Annotated in this window: 19 protein-coding genes; 9 read left to right on the plus strand and 10 right to left on the minus strand. The window is 56.6% G+C overall.

Features of this window, described 5'->3' with window-relative positions; all coding sequences use genetic code 11:
• The first annotated feature begins 90 nt into the window (after positions 1–90).
• Entirely contained in the window at positions 91–861 is a 771-nt protein-coding gene (locus OCY70_RS34170) for an ANT(4')-I family aminoglycoside nucleotidyltransferase (protein ID WP_213429600.1), read from the plus strand.
• Positions 862–937: 76 nt separating this feature from the next.
• On the opposite strand, the gene OCY70_RS34175 is transcribed toward OCY70_RS34170, so the two are convergent.
• The gene (locus OCY70_RS34175) at positions 938–2,392 is read right to left on the minus strand and encodes an FAD-dependent oxidoreductase (RefSeq protein WP_213429601.1); all 1,455 of its coding nucleotides are present in this window, start codon (positions 2,390–2,392) and stop codon (positions 938–940) included.
• Positions 2,393–2,590: 198 nt separating this feature from the next.
• Entirely contained in the window at positions 2,591–2,740 is a 150-nt protein-coding gene (locus tag OCY70_RS34180) for a hypothetical protein (protein ID WP_213429602.1), read from the minus strand.
• 123 nt (positions 2,741–2,863) lie between these two features.
• On the opposite strand from OCY70_RS34180, the gene OCY70_RS34185 reads away from it, so the two are divergent.
• Positions 2,864–3,016: a DUF1963 domain-containing protein gene (locus OCY70_RS34185; RefSeq protein ID WP_213429603.1), complete on the plus strand. Its 153-nt coding sequence runs from the start codon at positions 2,864–2,866 to the stop codon at positions 3,014–3,016.
• Positions 3,017–3,116: 100 nt separating this feature from the next.
• Here the strand turns inward: OCY70_RS34185 and OCY70_RS34190 are convergent, their stop codons facing one another.
• Positions 3,117–3,830 (minus strand): Crp/Fnr family transcriptional regulator, encoded by a 714-nt coding sequence (locus OCY70_RS34190; RefSeq protein ID WP_213429604.1) that lies wholly within the window; start codon positions 3,828–3,830, stop codon positions 3,117–3,119.
• Positions 3,831–3,952: 122 nt separating this feature from the next.
• On the opposite strand from OCY70_RS34190, the gene OCY70_RS34195 reads away from it, so the two are divergent.
• Positions 3,953–4,294, plus strand: a complete 342-nt coding sequence (locus OCY70_RS34195; RefSeq protein WP_213429605.1) for a DoxX family protein — start codon at positions 3,953–3,955, stop codon at positions 4,292–4,294.
• Between the two features lie 59 nt (positions 4,295–4,353).
• Here the strand turns inward: OCY70_RS34195 and OCY70_RS34200 are convergent, their stop codons facing one another.
• Together OCY70_RS34200 and OCY70_RS34205 are read right to left on the minus strand one after the other, a co-directional pair.
• On the minus strand, positions 4,354–4,803 hold the full coding sequence (locus OCY70_RS34200; RefSeq protein WP_249725403.1) for a GNAT family N-acetyltransferase: 450 nt from the start codon (positions 4,801–4,803) through the stop codon (positions 4,354–4,356).
• On the minus strand, positions 4,804–4,932 hold the full coding sequence (locus tag OCY70_RS34205) for a hypothetical protein (RefSeq protein ID WP_261945360.1): 129 nt from the start codon (positions 4,930–4,932) through the stop codon (positions 4,804–4,806).
• Positions 4,933–5,253: 321 nt separating this feature from the next.
• Here OCY70_RS34205 and yedE point away from each other — a divergent pair, with 321 nt between their 5' ends.
• Both yedE and yedF read left to right on the plus strand, forming a co-directional pair.
• Entirely contained in the window at positions 5,254–6,453 is a 1,200-nt protein-coding gene (yedE, locus tag OCY70_RS34210; protein ID WP_213429606.1) for a selenium metabolism membrane protein YedE/FdhT, read from the plus strand.
• 3 nt (positions 6,454–6,456) lie between these two features.
• Positions 6,457–6,684, plus strand: coding sequence for a sulfurtransferase-like selenium metabolism protein YedF (gene yedF, locus OCY70_RS34215; RefSeq protein WP_087440365.1), 228 nt, complete (start codon positions 6,457–6,459; stop codon positions 6,682–6,684).
• A 433-nt stretch (positions 6,685–7,117) separates the two neighbouring features.
• On the opposite strand, the gene OCY70_RS34220 is transcribed toward yedF, so the two are convergent.
• Complete coding sequence (locus tag OCY70_RS34220) at positions 7,118–8,170, minus strand: NAD(P)/FAD-dependent oxidoreductase (protein ID WP_213429607.1); 1,053 nt, start codon at positions 8,168–8,170, stop codon at positions 7,118–7,120.
• Between the two features lie 189 nt (positions 8,171–8,359).
• Here OCY70_RS34220 and OCY70_RS34225 point away from each other — a divergent pair, with 189 nt between their 5' ends.
• The 4 genes from OCY70_RS34225 (at position 8,360) to OCY70_RS34240 (ending at position 12,183) form a co-directional block, all read left to right on the plus strand.
• Positions 8,360–9,148, plus strand: a complete 789-nt coding sequence (locus tag OCY70_RS34225) for an ABC transporter ATP-binding protein (RefSeq protein ID WP_213429608.1) — start codon at positions 8,360–8,362, stop codon at positions 9,146–9,148.
• 18 nt (positions 9,149–9,166) lie between these two features.
• Entirely contained in the window at positions 9,167–10,102 is a 936-nt protein-coding gene (locus OCY70_RS34230) for an iron-hydroxamate ABC transporter substrate-binding protein (protein WP_213429609.1), read from the plus strand.
• Between the two features lie 66 nt (positions 10,103–10,168).
• The gene (locus OCY70_RS34235; RefSeq protein ID WP_213429610.1) at positions 10,169–11,179 is read left to right on the plus strand and encodes a FecCD family ABC transporter permease; all 1,011 of its coding nucleotides are present in this window, start codon (positions 10,169–10,171) and stop codon (positions 11,177–11,179) included.
• Positions 11,176–12,183, plus strand: coding sequence for a FecCD family ABC transporter permease (locus OCY70_RS34240; protein WP_213429611.1), 1,008 nt, complete (start codon positions 11,176–11,178; stop codon positions 12,181–12,183). The genes OCY70_RS34235 and OCY70_RS34240 overlap by 4 nt, the downstream gene beginning before the upstream one ends.
• Before the next feature lie 68 nt (positions 12,184–12,251).
• On the opposite strand, the gene OCY70_RS34245 is transcribed toward OCY70_RS34240, so the two are convergent.
• The 4 genes from OCY70_RS34245 to OCY70_RS34260 all read right to left on the minus strand — a co-directional run bounded on the left by OCY70_RS34245 (position 12,252) and on the right by OCY70_RS34260 (position 15,528).
• Positions 12,252–12,992 carry an NAD-dependent deacylase gene (locus OCY70_RS34245; protein ID WP_213429612.1) on the minus strand — a complete coding sequence of 247 codons (741 nt, stop codon included), beginning with the start codon at positions 12,990–12,992 and terminating at the stop codon, positions 12,252–12,254.
• Positions 12,993–13,158: 166 nt separating this feature from the next.
• Positions 13,159–14,577: an alanine/glycine:cation symporter family protein gene (locus OCY70_RS34250; RefSeq protein ID WP_213429613.1), complete on the minus strand. Its 1,419-nt coding sequence runs from the start codon at positions 14,575–14,577 to the stop codon at positions 13,159–13,161.
• Positions 14,578–14,764: 187 nt separating this feature from the next.
• On the minus strand, positions 14,765–15,283 hold the full coding sequence (gene def, locus OCY70_RS34255; protein ID WP_213429614.1) for a peptide deformylase: 519 nt from the start codon (positions 15,281–15,283) through the stop codon (positions 14,765–14,767).
• A complete protein-coding gene (locus tag OCY70_RS34260) occupies positions 15,283–15,528 on the minus strand; it encodes a helix-turn-helix domain-containing protein (RefSeq protein WP_213429615.1) in 246 nt (81 codons plus the stop codon). The genes def and OCY70_RS34260 overlap by 1 nt, the downstream gene beginning before the upstream one ends.
• Positions 15,529–15,650 lie beyond the last annotated feature (122 nt).

Raw genomic sequence — 15,650 nt, forward strand, 5'->3', positions numbered from 1 at the left:
AGCTCAAAGTGCCCCGTTAATCCCGAGGCCCGCCGTCCAGCTTGTTCATACTCGCCTTGACCGCCAATAACAAAAAGGGAGATGCTGCCTATGAACAAGCTTGGACCTGTGCCGATATCGAAGGAAGCGCGGATGGAGACATGCCGCAAGATTGCGGACCGGCTGCATGAGAAATACGGAAAGCGAATCAAAGCGATTGGCGTATACGGATCGATCGCCCGCGGCATGGACGGCCCGTATTCTGACATCGAAATGTTCTGCGTGCTGCGGAAATCGAGCGAAGCCGCAGACGACTGCTATGAATGGTCTGCAGGGCCATGGAAGGCCGAGGTAGACGTGATGAGCGAGCATGTTCTGCTGTGCGAAGCGGCAGAGATCGAAGGACGATGGCCGCTTACGCATGGCCCGTTCTTCACGGCGCTGGCCTTGTATGATCCGGAAGAGTTCTTCCCGAAGCTCAAGGCCGCAGCCGAATCCCCGCCTGCGTCGGAATTCCGCCGGGCTATCTGCGAGGTGCTGGTCGGCGAAATGTATGAGTTCGCGGGTAAGCTTCGCAACGCGAGCCTGCACGGTCCAGACTCCTACCTGCCTTATCTGGCTATGCAGTTCGCCCACAACGGCGCGATGATACTGGGCCTGCATCATCGGACCTTGTTCACCACCGGCGCCCGCGTGCTGCCGGAGGCCCTGGCGCTGCCGGATCGCCCGCAAGGCTATGATGAGCTGGCAGGGCTGATCATGTCCGGGGAGCTGGCCGACCCGGAACGGATCGTCACCGCCTGCGAAGCGTACTGGCAAGGGCTGACCGCCTGGGCCGCCAAGCATCATTACGCGATTGTCTCGCCGCCGATTCCATTCTAGAAGAAGAGAGACCCGCGTTCCGCTGCGGGTCTCTCTGTCTGTCCGGCTCCCGCCGGGTTATCGGCCTTCGTTTCGGTTAACGGTTCAGCACAATGCCGTAATTCCGTTCCAGATACTTATGGATCCGTTGAAAATCGGCCTGGGTTAATTGCTTCAGCCGCTTATTCTTGAGCTCTTTCCCTAAAATAATCCCGATCGTCTCGGCGGCCAGCGCGGTGTTCGGCATAATTCGGGCCGTGCCGTACGCTTTGATCGTGGCCCCGACATTTTTGCCGGCGACGAGCACGTTCTCATAGTTTTTCAATTCGAAGGAGCGCAGCGGCATGCCGTACCGGTTCGGCTTGCCGAAGCCGATTCCTTTTGGAATGGCCCGCACAGCCTGCAGATCGACCGAGTAGCCGCCGATGCTGACATTATCCCAGAACATTTTGCCTGACATCACGTCCGGGTAGTCCAAAATATAGTCGGTCTCGAAGCGGTTGTAATCCCGAATATATAAATAATCGGGAAACCCGTCCAATTCGGCGTTTTTATATCCGGGAATATGCTTCTGCAAAAATTTTAGAATATGCGGCGCCTCGGCCTTCCCCTTCTCGACGGCGGATCGGACCGATTCCGGATTCGCCGGATCGACGTTGAAGATGAGCAGCGCATTCATAATCACTTGGCCATTCCGCTGAGAGGTGGAATTGATGCCGCGAAAAACGAGCTGATCATCCTTCGGCTTGTATTGGAAGGTCAGATTGCTGAAGCCCGTCGCCGTGTTCCAATCGACATATGTATTCGGACCATACTTCTTCTGCACATTGGTCAGCGGATAATCGAGCAGCACCTGCTCGTGCAGTTCATTCCAATCCACATTTTTGAACCTCAGCATGAGGGTGGCGGCCATATGATCCGGCTTTTTGCCGTTATAGATGCTTTCCATGCCGGGAATCCGCTTGACTTCCAGCTTGCTCGTCAAAGCGTTAAAATCGGTATTTTCCACGAAGTATTCCGCTTCCGCCCGATACGGCTTGCCGTCCTTCGTCCGGTACGTCAGCGACTGGATCGCCTTCTCTTTCCCCCGGGGAACGACCTCTACCTTTTCGATGCGGATGCTGTTTTGGATCGGGATATTTTTGATGATCGATTGGAAATAGCGGTTGAATTCTTCTTCCTTGCGAATGGTGCCTGCGTTATAGCCATTGAATAACCTCCGAATCTCGCCCTGCACGAGGCTCCGCTTCTGATTGTCATTCGGCTGGTCGAGCACAAGCATCTGACCTTGAATCAGTTCGCCTCCCGGCTTGCTTCGCGGATCGAGGATCATCACCTTCAGCCCGAGATCGCGGGCGGCCTTGGCCAGGAGCACCCCCTGAATCTCGCTGCCGATGACGACAACGTCGTAATGGGTGCAGCCGGTTCCGCAGGATGACTTCGCCGCGGCGGCAGCCATTCCCTCAGGAAGGATGGATGCGGCGACGAGGACGGCAGCGAACCACAGCATGATGCGCCGGATGATGATGGAACGGTTCTGTGACGGTTTCATTCTTGTGTACGTTACTCCTCCTGCTAAAATTTTTCCTAGTTCTATAACAACATATCTTTCCCTGGTAAAGGTTACAAAGAAACAAGTTCCGCTTGCAGCGAGATCAAGGCTTGACTTCCCGCTCCGCCCGGCCCGGCTCAATAGGGAGCCGATCGCCGCCAGCGATTCGCTGAAGCGGCTGCCTGCGCGGGGCATGCTCTATTCTTCATCGGCATCGATGAGCCTGCGTACGATATCGAGCACCGGGTCATCTATGCGGCATCCGCCGATGGCCTGGAACGGCGAGCGCGGCGGATCTACCGCGCTCGGCGAGGAATTCGGCTCCTTCGAGGCGCTTGTCCGCCCCACGCTGGAGTTCCCCAACTATGCATATGAAGATATGGTGTCCTTCGACGACGATTCATATGAACGGTATCTTGATTTCGTGATGGAGATGTCCTCAGAGGTGACGCCGAGCGGGCCCGGAACGAGGTGGATGATATCGTCATGCTGCTGGAGATCGGCAGCTCGGATGCCGTCGGCTTCCAATGGTGGGATTGCGGGGTTATTCATTTCTTCATCCGCGGGGAAGACTTGCGGAACGGCCGGTTCGACCGCACCTATTGCTCGTTGTATTCGAGCTGACGTTAACCTGACGGCAACGCTCAAGAAGCGGGCCGCGCGCAGGCCGGCGGCATGATCCGCCGGCTTGGCCTGTCTTTGAGCATGCCGCTCTTCTGTTCGCTCATTCCGCCGCCAGCGCGGCCTGCAGCCGATCGGCATGAAGCCACAGCCGCTTGCGGGGGCCTTCCTTGCGCACAATCCCCTCGGCCGCCAGTTCATTCATCATGGCCGTGACCGTCTCGCGGATGGATCCCGCCATACTGGCCAGCTCCTGATGCGTCAGCTCGACCTCCAGCCGCACCCAGGACGGGCCGGCATCTTCCTCCTGAACCGGGGTATTGCGTTTGAACTTCTCCGACAACTTGTAGAGCAGATAAAGCAGCCGCTGCCGCACGCTTCCATAGGTCATCCGCTCCAGCAGCTCCTCCACTTCCTTCAGGCGGGCGGAAATGATCTCAATGAACCGGAGAGCCAGTTCCGGCCGCTCCGTCATAACCTGCCGGAACTGGACATGATCAATCGAGCAGATGACCGCGTCCTCCACCGTGACCGCGTACGTATGCGGATCGCCGGCCGCAAAAGAAGCAATCTCCCCGAACAGATGCCCGGCACCCATCAGATCGATCGTCAGCTCCTTCCCTTCCCCGGTGATTTGATAGAGGCGGACAATGCCGGACTTGACTAAATAGAGCCTCTTCCGCTCGGCATGCGGGGTCGTAATGAGCGTTCCTTTTTTGACGAACTCGACCGGGGTGACCGACTCGATTCGCTTCAATTCTTCGCTGTCGAGGCCGTCGAACAGATTGATTCTCGATAAATACTTTGCCTTGTCCACAAGACTCCCTCCATTATTTTGCGGTGGCTGTAGGCTGGACTACATCCGATAACCACACGCTCCCCTATACTGAACGCACGAGCCATTGCTCGACATCCCATTCACAATGGAGTGTGAGATCTGTGACGATTGTCGTTATCATCATCCAATGCATTCTCATCGCCATGTTCACGGTGTCCGTCCTGCTCAAGTTCGGGCGCCCGCCCTCGATGGTCCGGCATTGGCAGGAATACCGGTATCCAAGCTGGTTCATGGATGTGACCGCGACGCTTGAGGCGGCGGGCATCGCCGGCCTGATTGCCGCCTTCTGGCTCCCCGCGGCGTTGAAGTACGCCGCCGTCCTGTACATCCTCCTGATGCTGGGCGCCATCCATGCGCATCTGTTCCGGGCCAAGCATCCGCCGAAGATGGCCATCAACGCGGCAGCGATGCTCCTGCTCTCGCTTATCCTGCTTGCCATCTAGCGCTGCCGGAACAGCAAGCCCCGGATCGATTCTCGATTCCATCCGGGGCCACGGTCCGCTTACGGCTTCGCTGCGGGAGCCGCTTCCTTCATCCGCTCATACTCGCTCTTCAGCATACCGTAGATAAGTTCATCATGGTGCCGGCCCTGGGCGAATATCATATGCCGCACCCGCCCCTCCAGCTTGAATCCCAACCGTTCATGGAGCCGGGCCGAGGCTTCATTGAACGAATATACCTGGACTGTCGCCTTCTCATAGCGCAGCTCCTCGAAAAAGTAGCGCAGCAGAATCCGCACCGCATCCGAAGCGTAGCCTCGGCGCCAATGCTGCCGGAAGATGGCGACTCCATACTTGAACGTACCGTTCCGCGGACCGCAGCTCTGGGAGATGATGGTGCCAACCAACTGCCCGTCCAGCGTCTCAATCGCCAGCCTCATGTTGTCGCCGTCGGGATGTCTGGCCGCCTCCCTTTCCGTCCATCCCCGGGTCCCTTCCTCGGAACGCGGCATTTAGATCGCGTCGCACAGCCGGGCCGCTTCCGAGTTCTGATCGTTGCGATGGAAGCATTCCCAATCGCCAGGGACGATGGCGCGCAGCCGCACGAACCGGCCTTCCCATACATTATGCGGGGATGTCATCGAAAACCCTCCTCATCGAATAGGTGAAAGTCCTGGTAGATCGACTTCCAGACTTGCCGACGGCAGCCTTGAGCGAGTCTATTTCTCTCCCCTGCCGCACCTGCCGCTCCGCCCCTTCCCGTTGCCGTCGTGTGCGGGCTCCCGGGAGATTACGATTATTTTACCATGGCTATTGAATCATTGGGATCGGTTACATGCATTCACTCCGGTTGAAGGCCCCCCATGGATTGACAATGGTAGTACAATAAAGATTGTTATCATGATTAATCTATTTCATAGACCGTAGATCAGAGATTTTATAAGTTTGAAGGGGTAGTACAGATGAAATCCAAGCTAGACAAAGTGTTCAACCAGTATTGGAGCCCTTATGCCGCCATGGGCATTGCCGGCATCCTCAGCGCGGCGTACTTCGGGATCACCGGAACCGTATGGGCGGTCACCGGCGAATTCACCCGTCTGGGCGGCCACATCTTGGAGATGTTCGGCGTCGATATTTCCGATTGGGCTTACTTTAATCTGATTCATATGGACGGTACGACATGGAGCCGGACGGACGGCTGGATTGTATGGGGCATGTTCATCGGCGCGCTGATGATGATTTTGTTCAGCAACAATTTCAAAATTCGCGCTCCGCGGCAGAAGCGCCGCTTCGTTCAAGGGCTGATCGGCGGCATCATCGCAGGGGCGGGGGCGCGGCTGGCGCTCGGCTGCAACCTGGCCGCCTTCTTCACCGGCGTTCCCCAATTCTCGCTCCATTCCTGGATCTTTATCGTGGCGACGGGAGCGGGGACGTATCTTGGCACGAAGGTCGTCAACACCGCCTGGTGGAAGGGCAAGCCTGCCCTGCAGCGCGGCGGAGCGGCGGCGCGTCCCGCGAAGGCCCGCAAGATTCAGCCGTATGTCGGCGGTCTGCTTGCGCTGCTGTATGCGGGATTGATCGTCTATTTCTTCCTCTCCGGCCGCACGATGCTGGGCGTGGCCGCCATATTCGGCGCCGCCTTCGGCATTCTGATTGAGAGAGGGCAGATCTGCTTCACGTCCGCCTTCCGCGATCTCTGGATTAGCGGCCGCGCGACGATGACGAAGGCGATCACGGCCGGGATGGCCGTCAGCTCCGCGGCGACCCTCATCATCATTCTCGTGTACGGCATGGAGCCGATCACGAAGATTGCGGCGCCGAGCACCTTCATCGGCGGTGTCCTGTTCGGCCTCGGCATCGTCATGGCCGGCGGCTGCGAGACCGGCATGATGTACCGCCTCATGGAAGGACAGGTCGTCTTCCTTCCGGTATTCATCGGCAACATTATCGGGGCGACCGGACTGGCCTATGCATGGGATCATCTCGGCGTATACAACTTGCTCGTGAAGAGCGGTTCGCCAATCAATCTAATTGACGTCATGGGGCCAGCCGGCGCGCTTATCGCGACGCTGCTTCTGCTGGGCATCGGCTTCCTTATCGCCGTGTATTGGCAGAAAAACTACCGCTTCGGCGTCGGATTCAATTACAAGAAAGGAGCATGACTTATGACTGTCGATTTCACGTTGGATCTGCGAGGAGAACCATGCCCGTATCCGGTGATTTACACGTTGGAGACGCTGCAAGGGATGAAGAAAGGCCAACTGCTGCAAGTCATCGCCGACTGTCCTGCCGCCTTCCGGAACGTGCCGGAGGAAGTCGTCAAGCACGGCTACACGATGGCGCAGGAGCCTGTGCGGAACGGTCAGGAGTTCACGTTCTATATTACCGCTTAATTGGCATCGGGAGAGCGCGGCCTGCAGAGAGTGCGATGACAGAAAGGGAATGTCTCACAGGCACTGCAAAATGATGGAGATGACGAGTGAACAGAGAGTGCGGATGCGGGAAAAACGGCGGCGCGCAAACCGGTCGAAGATGGATGAAGCAGTGAAATGCTGCGTGCATGCATCAATTTCTGCTCTTTAAGCCGCGATTTGATGAAATTCCTGCAAAAGTACATGATGTTCATCGATTTTTGTCTTTTATCGATTGGATAGTCAGAAATTGATGCCGTTTTGCAGGATTCCCTGTAACGGAGTACACGTCATAAAGGAAAAGTGTAATTTTGCAGTTTTCGGCGAGTCGAGCTTTGAGAATCAAGGGGGGCTGTCTCACTATAGTGAAATACTACTTTTGGGACACCCCCCTTTTTCACATTCCCGTATGGGTCTAGTTATTGATCATCTGCTTCACGAGCTCGCGATTGCGCTGCTTGAACAAGTCGTTGTGCGAAGAGACCATCCCATAGCTGTTCGCATCCGGCTGAATGAACTGCTTCGCCTTGTTCACCGCGTTGGCCGCATCCTGGAAGGCGCCCGCGATCAGATGCAGCTTCCCTTCATGGTGCAATATATCGCCTGCCGCATACAGGCCGGGAATGGAGGACTCGCTGTTCGCATTGCCTTTGACATAGAAATCGTCCACCATCTCAATCTTCAGTTCGCTGTTGCCGAGCAGGGAGCTGTCCCGCTCATAGCCATGGTTGATGATCACCTCATCGATAGCCAGGCTTGTCGTCTCTCCGGCCGCATGGTTGGTCAGCTCCACGCGCTCAATCACTTCATGATTGGCGCTCGCAATCAGCTTCGTAATCGTCATATTGAAGTAGCATTCGACGGAGCTGTTCTTCAGTTGGGTCACCTGCGCTTCATGGCCCGACAGCTCTTCCTTGCGGTAGGTCAAGTACACCTTCTTCGCGATAGGCTCCAATTCATTGGCCCAATCGATCGCCGCGTTCCCGCCGCCCGAGATGATGACCGTCTTATCCTTGAAATGCCGGAGCGACTTGACCGTATAGTTCAGATTCGATACCTCGAACCGTTCGGCGCCTTCGATCTCCAGCTTCTGCGGAGTGAGGATCCCGCCGCCGATCGCGGCGATGACCGTCTTGGAATAATGCTTCCTGCCGGAAGCCGCATCAAGCACGAAGAGGCCGTCTTCATTTTTGGAAATGGACACGATTTTCTCATTCAGCACCACTTCCGGATCGAAGGTTAAGCCCTGCTTCACCATCTGCTCAATTAATTGCGCCCCGGGAACCGGCGTTACCCCGCCGACATCCCAGATCATTTTCTCCGGGTAGACATGGACCTTGCCGCCCAGACGGGGCTGATACTCGATCAGCTTCGTCTTCATCTCCCGCAAGCCGCTATAGAAAGCCGAGAACAGCCCTGCCGGGCCTCCGCCAATTATCGTCACATCAAAGCATTCGTGCTGCGTCAATCCGATCACTCCCGCATCGTATTCTAATTGTAATTGATTATCATTATCAATTAGTATATATATCTTGCCTACCCTATACAAGCGAAAAACTATTGACAGTTGAAAAGGAGGCAAACTATAGTAAGATCATATTCGATACTGATAATCATTATCAATAATTATTCTATTTTACTCTATGGAGGTTGCATCATGGCTCGCCTATATACCGAAGCCTTAAATATTGGCTATGGTGAACGTCTCATCGTCAAGGATCTGAGCGTCACGATTCCCGACAAAAAAATCACCACGATTATCGGCTCGAATGGCTGCGGGAAATCGACCTTGCTGAAAGCGATCACCCGCATCATTTCCCATCAATCGGGCTCCGTCATTCTGGACGGCAAAAATATCGCAAGCGAGAATACGAAGCTGCTGGCGAAGAAGATGGCGATACTTCCCCAATCCCCGGAGAGCGCGAGCGGACTGACGGTCGGAGAGCTGGTCTCCTATGGCCGCTTCCCGTATCAGAAAGGGTTCGGGCGCCTGACCAAAAAGGATCTCGACGTCATCGACTGGGCGCTGGAGGTCACCGGCACGAAGGAGTTCAAGCACCGCACGGTCGACGCGCTCTCCGGCGGCCAGCGCCAACGCGTCTGGATTGCGATGGCCCTGGCGCAGGAGACCGATATCATTTTCCTTGATGAACCGACTACGTATCTCGATATGGCGCACCAGCTGGAGGTCCTGGAGCTGCTGCAAAAATTGAACCGCGAGCAAGAGCGCACCATCGTCATGGTGCTTCATGACTTGAACCAGGCGGCCCGCTTCGCCGACTATATGATAGCGATGAAGGACGGCCGCATCATCAAGGCTGGAGACTGCGAAGAGGTTATGCACCACGACGTGCTGAAGCAAGTGTTCCATATCGATGCCGAGATCGGCCGCGATCCGCGAACAGACAAGCCGATGTGCGTCACCTATAACCTGGCCACCGTGTAGAAGAAGGAGAACATTACGATGAAAAAAGCAATTATCCCGTTTATTCTGCTCTGCCTGCTGCTCGCAACGGCCTGCAGCAACGGCTCAAATAAGAGCGGCAGCCCCGCCCCTACGGACGCTCAACCGGAGACAAGCGGCTCAGGCACGATCACGTATCAATCGGAGAACGGACCCGTCGAGGTGCCGGCTCATCCGGAGCGCGTCGTCGTTCTGTCCTCCTTCGCGGGCAATCTGATGGCCCTGGACGTCAATCTCGTCGGCGTGGACTCCTGGTCGAAGATGAATCCGCGCTTCGAAGCGAAGCTGAAGGACGTCCAGGAAGTATCCGATGAAACTCTGGAGAAAATCATCGAGCTGCAGCCCGATCTCATCATCGGCCTGTCCACGATCAAAAATGTCGATAAGCTGAAGCAAATTGCCCCTACCGTCACCTTTACCTATGGCAAAGTGGATTATTTGACTCAGCATATCGAGATCGGCAAGCTGCTGAACAAGGAGAAGGAAGCCCAGGACTGGGTGGACGATTTCAAGAAGCGGACGCAGCAGGCGGGCGAAGAGATTCAGGCGAAGATCGGCAAGGATGCTACGGTCTCTGTCCTGGAGAAGTTCGACAAGCAGATCTACGTCTTCGGCGATAACTGGGGGCGCGGCACCGAGATCCTGTACCAGGCGATGCATCTGAATATGCCGGACAAGGTCAAGGAAATGGCGCTCAAGGACGGTTATTATGCCGTATCGCTGGAAGTGCTGCCCGAATTTGCGGGCGACTATGTCATTCTGAGCAAGAACAGCGATGCCGACAATTCGTTCCAGAACACGGACACGTATAAAAATATTCCTGCGGTGAAGAACAACCGGCTGTTCGAGGTCAATGCGAAGGAATTCTACTTCAACGACCCGTTGACGCTTGATTTCCAATTGGACTTCTTCCGCAAGAGCTTCCTTGGACAATAATGCGGAGAAGAGGGCTCTGCTCCGTGATCTCTTGCCATGAATCTACTACAGAAAAGATGAGAAACGATGATGAAGGAAACGAAACGCTCCCTCCCCTTTACGCACAAATGGCTGGCCGGATTGCTGTTCTTCGCCGCAATGTTCCTCGTCGCGATGCGGTTCGGCGCAGCCGACACGACACTTCAGGATGTCTGGCTGGCCTTGACGTCCCGCGCCGCGAATGAGCATATTGCGCTGATCCAGGAGATCCGGCTGCCGCGGGAGATCGCCGCGATCGCCGTCGGCGCGGCCCTGGCCGTGGCCGGCGCCATCATGCAGGGCATGACGAGGAATCCGCTGGCCGATCCCGGCCTGCTCGGGCTGACGGCCGGCGCCAATGCCGCCCTGGCCATCGCCATCGCGCTCCTCCCGGGAGCCGGATACTTGACAATGGTAGGGGCTTGCTTCCTCGGAGCGGCGGCAGGAGCCGGCCTGGTGTTCGGGATCGGCGCCCTGCGCCGGGGCGGCTTCTCCCCTCTGCGGATGGTGCTGGCCGGAGCGGCCGTCTCTGCGCTGCTGTACGCGATCGCCGAAGGCGTGGCTCTTTATTTTAAAATATCGAAGGATGTGTCGATGTGGACCGCCGGCGGCTTGAACGGCATGTCCTGGGTACAGCTGCAAGCGGTGGGGCCGTTCATTGTCCTCGGCCTTGTCATTGCGCTGCTATTGGCGAGACAGCTTACCATTCTCAGCCTGAATGAGGAGGTGGCGGTCGGACTCGGACAGAAGACGAACCGCATCAAGGCGCTTCTGTTCGCCGTCATCGTACTGCTCGCCGGGGCCTCCGTCGCTCTGGTCGGCAATCTGACCTTCATCGGCCTGATGATTCCTCATATCGTCCGCGCCATCGTCGGGACCGATTACCGCTATGTGCTGCCGATGTCGGCCATTCTAGGCGCATCCTTCATGCTGCTGGCCGACACGTTGGGACGAACCATCCATGCGCCGTATGAGACGCCGGTCGCGGCGATTGTCGCCATCATCGGCCTGCCGTTCTTCCTACTCATCGTGCATAAGGGAGGGAAGGCATTCTCATGATCGAACCCGCTCTGCGCCTTAGACAGCGCCTTATCGTCTCGAGCCTGCTGGCTCTTATCGTCATCACGATCGTGATCGGCATGGGGATGGGCTATGCCTCGCTGTCCTACGACAGATTGATCCCGACGATTCTCGGGCAGGGCAGCTTCAAGGAGGAGTTTGTCTTATTTTCCGTTCGTCTGCCGCGCATTCTCATCACGCTGCTGGCCGGGATGGGTCTGGCGCTGTCCGGGGCGATACTGCAAGGCATCACGCGCAATGATCTGGCCGATCCCGGCATCGTCGGCATCAACTCGGGAGCCGGCGTCGGTGTGGCGGCGTTCTTTTTGTTCTTTCCGGTGAATGCCGGATCGTTCGTATACATGCTCCCGCTGGTCGCCTTCGCGGGCGCGCTGCTTACCGCCTGCTGCATCTATCTGTTCTCATACAAGAGACAGCTAGGCTTGCAGCCGATTCGGCTCGTGCTGACCGGCGTCGGCTTCTCCATGGCGCTGTCCGGGGTCATGATCGTCCTGATCTCCTCGGCGGAGCGCGCCAAGGTCGACTTTATCGCCAAATGGCTCGCGGGAAACATCTGGGGAACGGACTGGCCGTTCATCGGGGCGCTTCTCCCCTGGCTGATCGTCCTGATTCCGTTCACGCTGTATAAGGCCAACCGCCTGAATGTGCTCGCCCTTAGCGAGCCTGTCGCCATCGGGCTCGGGATGCCGCTGAACAAGGAGCGGCTCGTCCTCCTGTTCGCCGCGGTCGCGCTGGCCGCGTCCGCCGTCTCCGTCACCGGGGGCATCGCCTTCATCGGTCTGATGGCGCCGCATATCGCCAAAGCGATGGTCGGCCCGCGGCATCAGCTCTTCCTCCCCGTCGCCATTCTGATGGGCGGCTGGCTGCTGCTGGTTGCCGACACGATCGGCCGCCAACTGACGGATCCCGACGGCATCGCCGCAGGCATTATGGTCGCCTTCATCGGCGCGCCGTACTTCATCTATTTGCTGCTGAAGAAATAAATGCTTATGCCACAAATCCCTTGAGTCCGTCCGGATGCTCAAGGGATTTGTGACATTGGAGGGCGAGATTATTCGTGCAGCAGCCGGGCCAACTGTATGTCCGTCCAGCGCAGCACCTCGCCAATCGAATCGCGGATGATCAGATTGGCTGCTCCATCCGCAGGGGTCGGCTCCCGGTTCACAATGACGAGCCGGGCGCCGCGCTCCTTGGCGAGCCGCGGGAATTGATTGGCCGGACTGACCTGCAGCGAGGAGCCGAGGACGAGAAGCAGCTCCACGCCGTCCAGCATCGCATCGGCCCGGGCGAGCTCCCGCTCCGGCAGCCATTCCCCGAACAGCACGATATTCGGGCGCACCCGCCCGCCGCAGCCATTCTTTACGCAGCGGGTCAGCCGCTTCGGCTCCACATAATCGGTGCAGGGATACTGCGTCTGGCAAGTCATGCACCGGAGGGTGCCCAGGTCGCCGTGCAGCTTCGCGATGGCCGACGTCCCGGCCTGCTCGTGATAATTTTCCACGTTCTGCGTGATGACGCCGTGGATCACGCCTCTTCGCTCCCAATCGGCCAATATCCGATGCCCGGGGTTCGGCCCATGCTTCCGCATCTCCCCGATTCGCCACCGGTAGAACCGGGCGAATTCGTCATGGTTCTCCTCCATCGCGTCCAGGCTGGCTAATGCCGCCGGGTCCCGATCGTTCCACATCCCTCTGTCCGCAGACCGGAAATCCTGCAGTCCGCTCTCGGTCGACATGCCCGCTCCCGAAAATACGACCGTCGACGCCGATTCGTTCAGCCATTTTGCAAGCATGAGATGCCTCCTTCCGATGATAACGTATTTTTTTACTATACAATACCCTTCAACTTATTGGAATACAATCCATACGATGGAAGCTACCACAAGGAGCCGGGGATTACGGGCAGCAAAAAACGGAGCCGCATCCACGGCCCCGCTTCTTGAAGTCGAAATATGAACCTTATTTGATCTCAGGCTCGGTTGGTTCTCCCCAGCATTCGACATTGCGAAGCGATGGGAAATGCGAGAGATGGAAGACCGGGTTGCGGCCCTGGCGCTTCTGCTCCCGGTAATCCTTCAGCGCGTCGAACGCGATTCGGCCCAGCATCACAATGGCAATCAGGTTCGTAATCGCCATGAACGCCATGAACAGGTCGGCCAAATCCCACACGATCGCGACCTTCGCAACGGACCCGAACAGCACCATGCCCACCACGGCAAGACGATACAGGAACAGCCATGTTTTACTGCTTTTGATAAACTCGATATTCGTCTCCCCGTAGTAATAGTTGCCCACGACCGAGCTGAAAGCGAGAAGGAACACGGCAATCGCGATGAAGCTGACTGCCCAACCGCCGATATGATTGGCCAACGCGGCCTGAACAAGCTCGATTCCCGTCAGATCTTCGGCGCCGTATGCGCTGGAGAACAGCACGATAAAAGCGGTCGCGCTGCACACCAGCAGCGTATCCACAAACACGCCCAAAGCCTGCACCAGGCCCTGCTTCGCCGGATGGGTGACGTCGGCCGCGGCCGCGGCATTCGGAGCGCTTCCCATACCCGCTTCATTGGAGAACAAGCCCCGCTTAATCCCCAACATAATCGCGGCGCCCAATCCGCCGCCGGCCACCTGCTCGAAGCCAAGCGCATTCCGGACAATGAGTCCAATCACCGCAGGAAGCTCCGACAGATTGGTCACTACAATGTAGAGGGCAAGGAGCACATAGCCGCCCGCCATGACGGGCACCAAGTATTCGGAAGCCTTCACGATGCGCTGCACGCCGCCAAAAATGACAAATGCGGTGAGGGCCGCCACAACGACGCCCACCCAGAAGCGATCCATGCCGTAGGCGCTCTCCAAGGCCAGGGAGAGCGTATTCGCTTGCACGGAGTTGAACACAAGCCCGTAGCAAATGGTGATAAGTACGGCGAACAGCACGCCCATCCAGCGTTTGTTCAGCCCTTTCTCCATATAGTAAGCCGGTCCGCCGCGGAAGCCGCGCTTGTCCTTCACCTTATAAATCTGCGCCAGCGTCGATTCAATGAAAGCAGTGGCTGACCCAATCAGGGCGATAAGCCACATCCAGAAGACGGCTCCCGGTCCGCCCGTGGCAATCGCGAGCGCTACCCCCGCCAGGTTCCCCGTGCCTACCCGGGAAGCCGTGCTGATGCAAAAAGCGCCAAACGAGGATACTCCGCCTTGGCCGTTTTTGGATCTGCTTGCGCCCTCTCCCAATAAGCGGACCATCTCGCCCACCATTCTAAATTGGACGAACTTCGTTCTGAACGTGAAGTACAAGCCTGCCGCTATCAAAATTACAATCAGTACATAAGACCAAAACGTATTGTTAAAAGCAATAATATCGTAGATAAACTCCAAAATTCTATCCACCTTCCTTGTATTCGTCATATGTCATCAACCGCTGCAGCTACTGGAAACGTAAAACATGGGCTCCTCAAATCGAGCTGTTCGGGTGGTAGAATCCTAGGGATTATCGGATGAAAATATTTTTACTTATTATACATTCACGAGAATTATATGTAAATAAAATCTATTAATTGGTATTCTATACCCCTTGATTCGTTAACCGAATCACATCCAGCAGCGCTATTTTTTGCTTCGTCTTCTCGTGATACAGCCATCTGTCCTTCACATGATCCACGAACAGCACGCCATTCAAATGATCGATTTCATGCTGAATGCAGCGCGCAAGATATCCTTCCTCCTTCAACGTGAAGGGCTTCCCTTCCCGGTCCAGACTCGTCACGGTGACCGCATTTGCCCTCTTCACATGCCCGTAATAGCCGGGAAAAGACAAACAGGCTTCCACTCCATCCTGCTCCCCGCTTAGCTCCACAATCTCGGGATTGATCAGCTCGATCAATCCTTCGCCGCAATCCATCACGATCACTCTCCGCAGCACCCCGACCTGCGGCGCGGCGAGGCCGGCGCGTCCGTCGCTGGCATACAGCGTCTCCACCATATCATCCAGCAGCTTGATGATTCGCGGCGTCACTTCATCCACCGGCTTGGCAACCTTGCGCAATATAGGGTCCCCAAAAGGCAATATCGCACGTTCTGCCATCATTTCACTCCTTTCTTATTCATTGGTGGCGTATGCACCCACAAATCATTGGGCGTGCAATCCAGCGCCGTGCACAAGGCGTCCAGCGTCTCGGCCTTCATTTGCCGCGGTTGCCCGTTCATCAATGCGCTTATCGATGGCGCGGACAAAATAAAATTCGCTCTCTCGCGCAGCAAGCGGGACAATGCCGCTCCCGACCATATTCCCCTCTCCGCCATCACCTTGCGAAGCATCCATACGAGCATATGAATGATCCTCCTGTTTCCGGAAATTTAGCTGGTGGCTTAAATTTATTAGGTATTACCTAATATATGCGATAGCTTGCAAGATGTCATCACAAATTGTCCTAAATATATGATAAAAATCA

It is taken from the genome of Paenibacillus melissococcoides (assembly GCA_944800085.1).
Classification (GTDB): Bacteria; Bacillota; Bacilli; order Paenibacillales; family Paenibacillaceae; genus Paenibacillus_B; species Paenibacillus_B melissococcoides.

What these genes read in the sequence shown, in the direction of transcription:
- OCY70_RS34170 (WP_213429600.1), top strand. Translation starts at nt 91, where the DNA reads ATGAACAAGCTTGGACCTGTGCCGATATCGAAGGAAGCGCGGATGGAG.
- OCY70_RS34175 (WP_213429601.1), bottom strand. Translation starts at nt 2,392, where the DNA reads ATGAAACCGTCACAGAACCGTTCCATCATCATCCGGCGCATCATGCTG.
- OCY70_RS34200 (WP_249725403.1), bottom strand. Translation starts at nt 4,803, where the DNA reads ATGCCGCGTTCCGAGGAAGGGACCCGGGGATGGACGGAAAGGGAGGCG.
- OCY70_RS34205 (WP_261945360.1), bottom strand. Translation starts at nt 4,932, where the DNA reads ATGACATCCCCGCATAATGTATGGGAAGGCCGGTTCGTGCGGCTGCGC.
- yedE (WP_213429606.1), top strand. Translation starts at nt 5,254, where the DNA reads ATGAAATCCAAGCTAGACAAAGTGTTCAACCAGTATTGGAGCCCTTAT.
- yedF (WP_087440365.1), top strand. Translation starts at nt 6,457, where the DNA reads ATGACTGTCGATTTCACGTTGGATCTGCGAGGAGAACCATGCCCGTAT.
- OCY70_RS34225 (WP_213429608.1), top strand. Translation starts at nt 8,360, where the DNA reads ATGGCTCGCCTATATACCGAAGCCTTAAATATTGGCTATGGTGAACGT.
- OCY70_RS34230 (WP_213429609.1), top strand. Translation starts at nt 9,167, where the DNA reads ATGAAAAAAGCAATTATCCCGTTTATTCTGCTCTGCCTGCTGCTCGCA.
- OCY70_RS34235 (WP_213429610.1), top strand. Translation starts at nt 10,169, where the DNA reads ATGATGAAGGAAACGAAACGCTCCCTCCCCTTTACGCACAAATGGCTG.
- OCY70_RS34240 (WP_213429611.1), top strand. Translation starts at nt 11,176, where the DNA reads ATGATCGAACCCGCTCTGCGCCTTAGACAGCGCCTTATCGTCTCGAGC.
- OCY70_RS34245 (WP_213429612.1), bottom strand. Translation starts at nt 12,992, where the DNA reads ATGCTTGCAAAATGGCTGAACGAATCGGCGTCGACGGTCGTATTTTCG.
- def (WP_213429614.1), bottom strand. Translation starts at nt 15,283, where the DNA reads ATGGCAGAACGTGCGATATTGCCTTTTGGGGACCCTATATTGCGCAAG.
- OCY70_RS34260 (WP_213429615.1), bottom strand. Translation starts at nt 15,528, where the DNA reads ATGCTCGTATGGATGCTTCGCAAGGTGATGGCGGAGAGGGGAATATGG.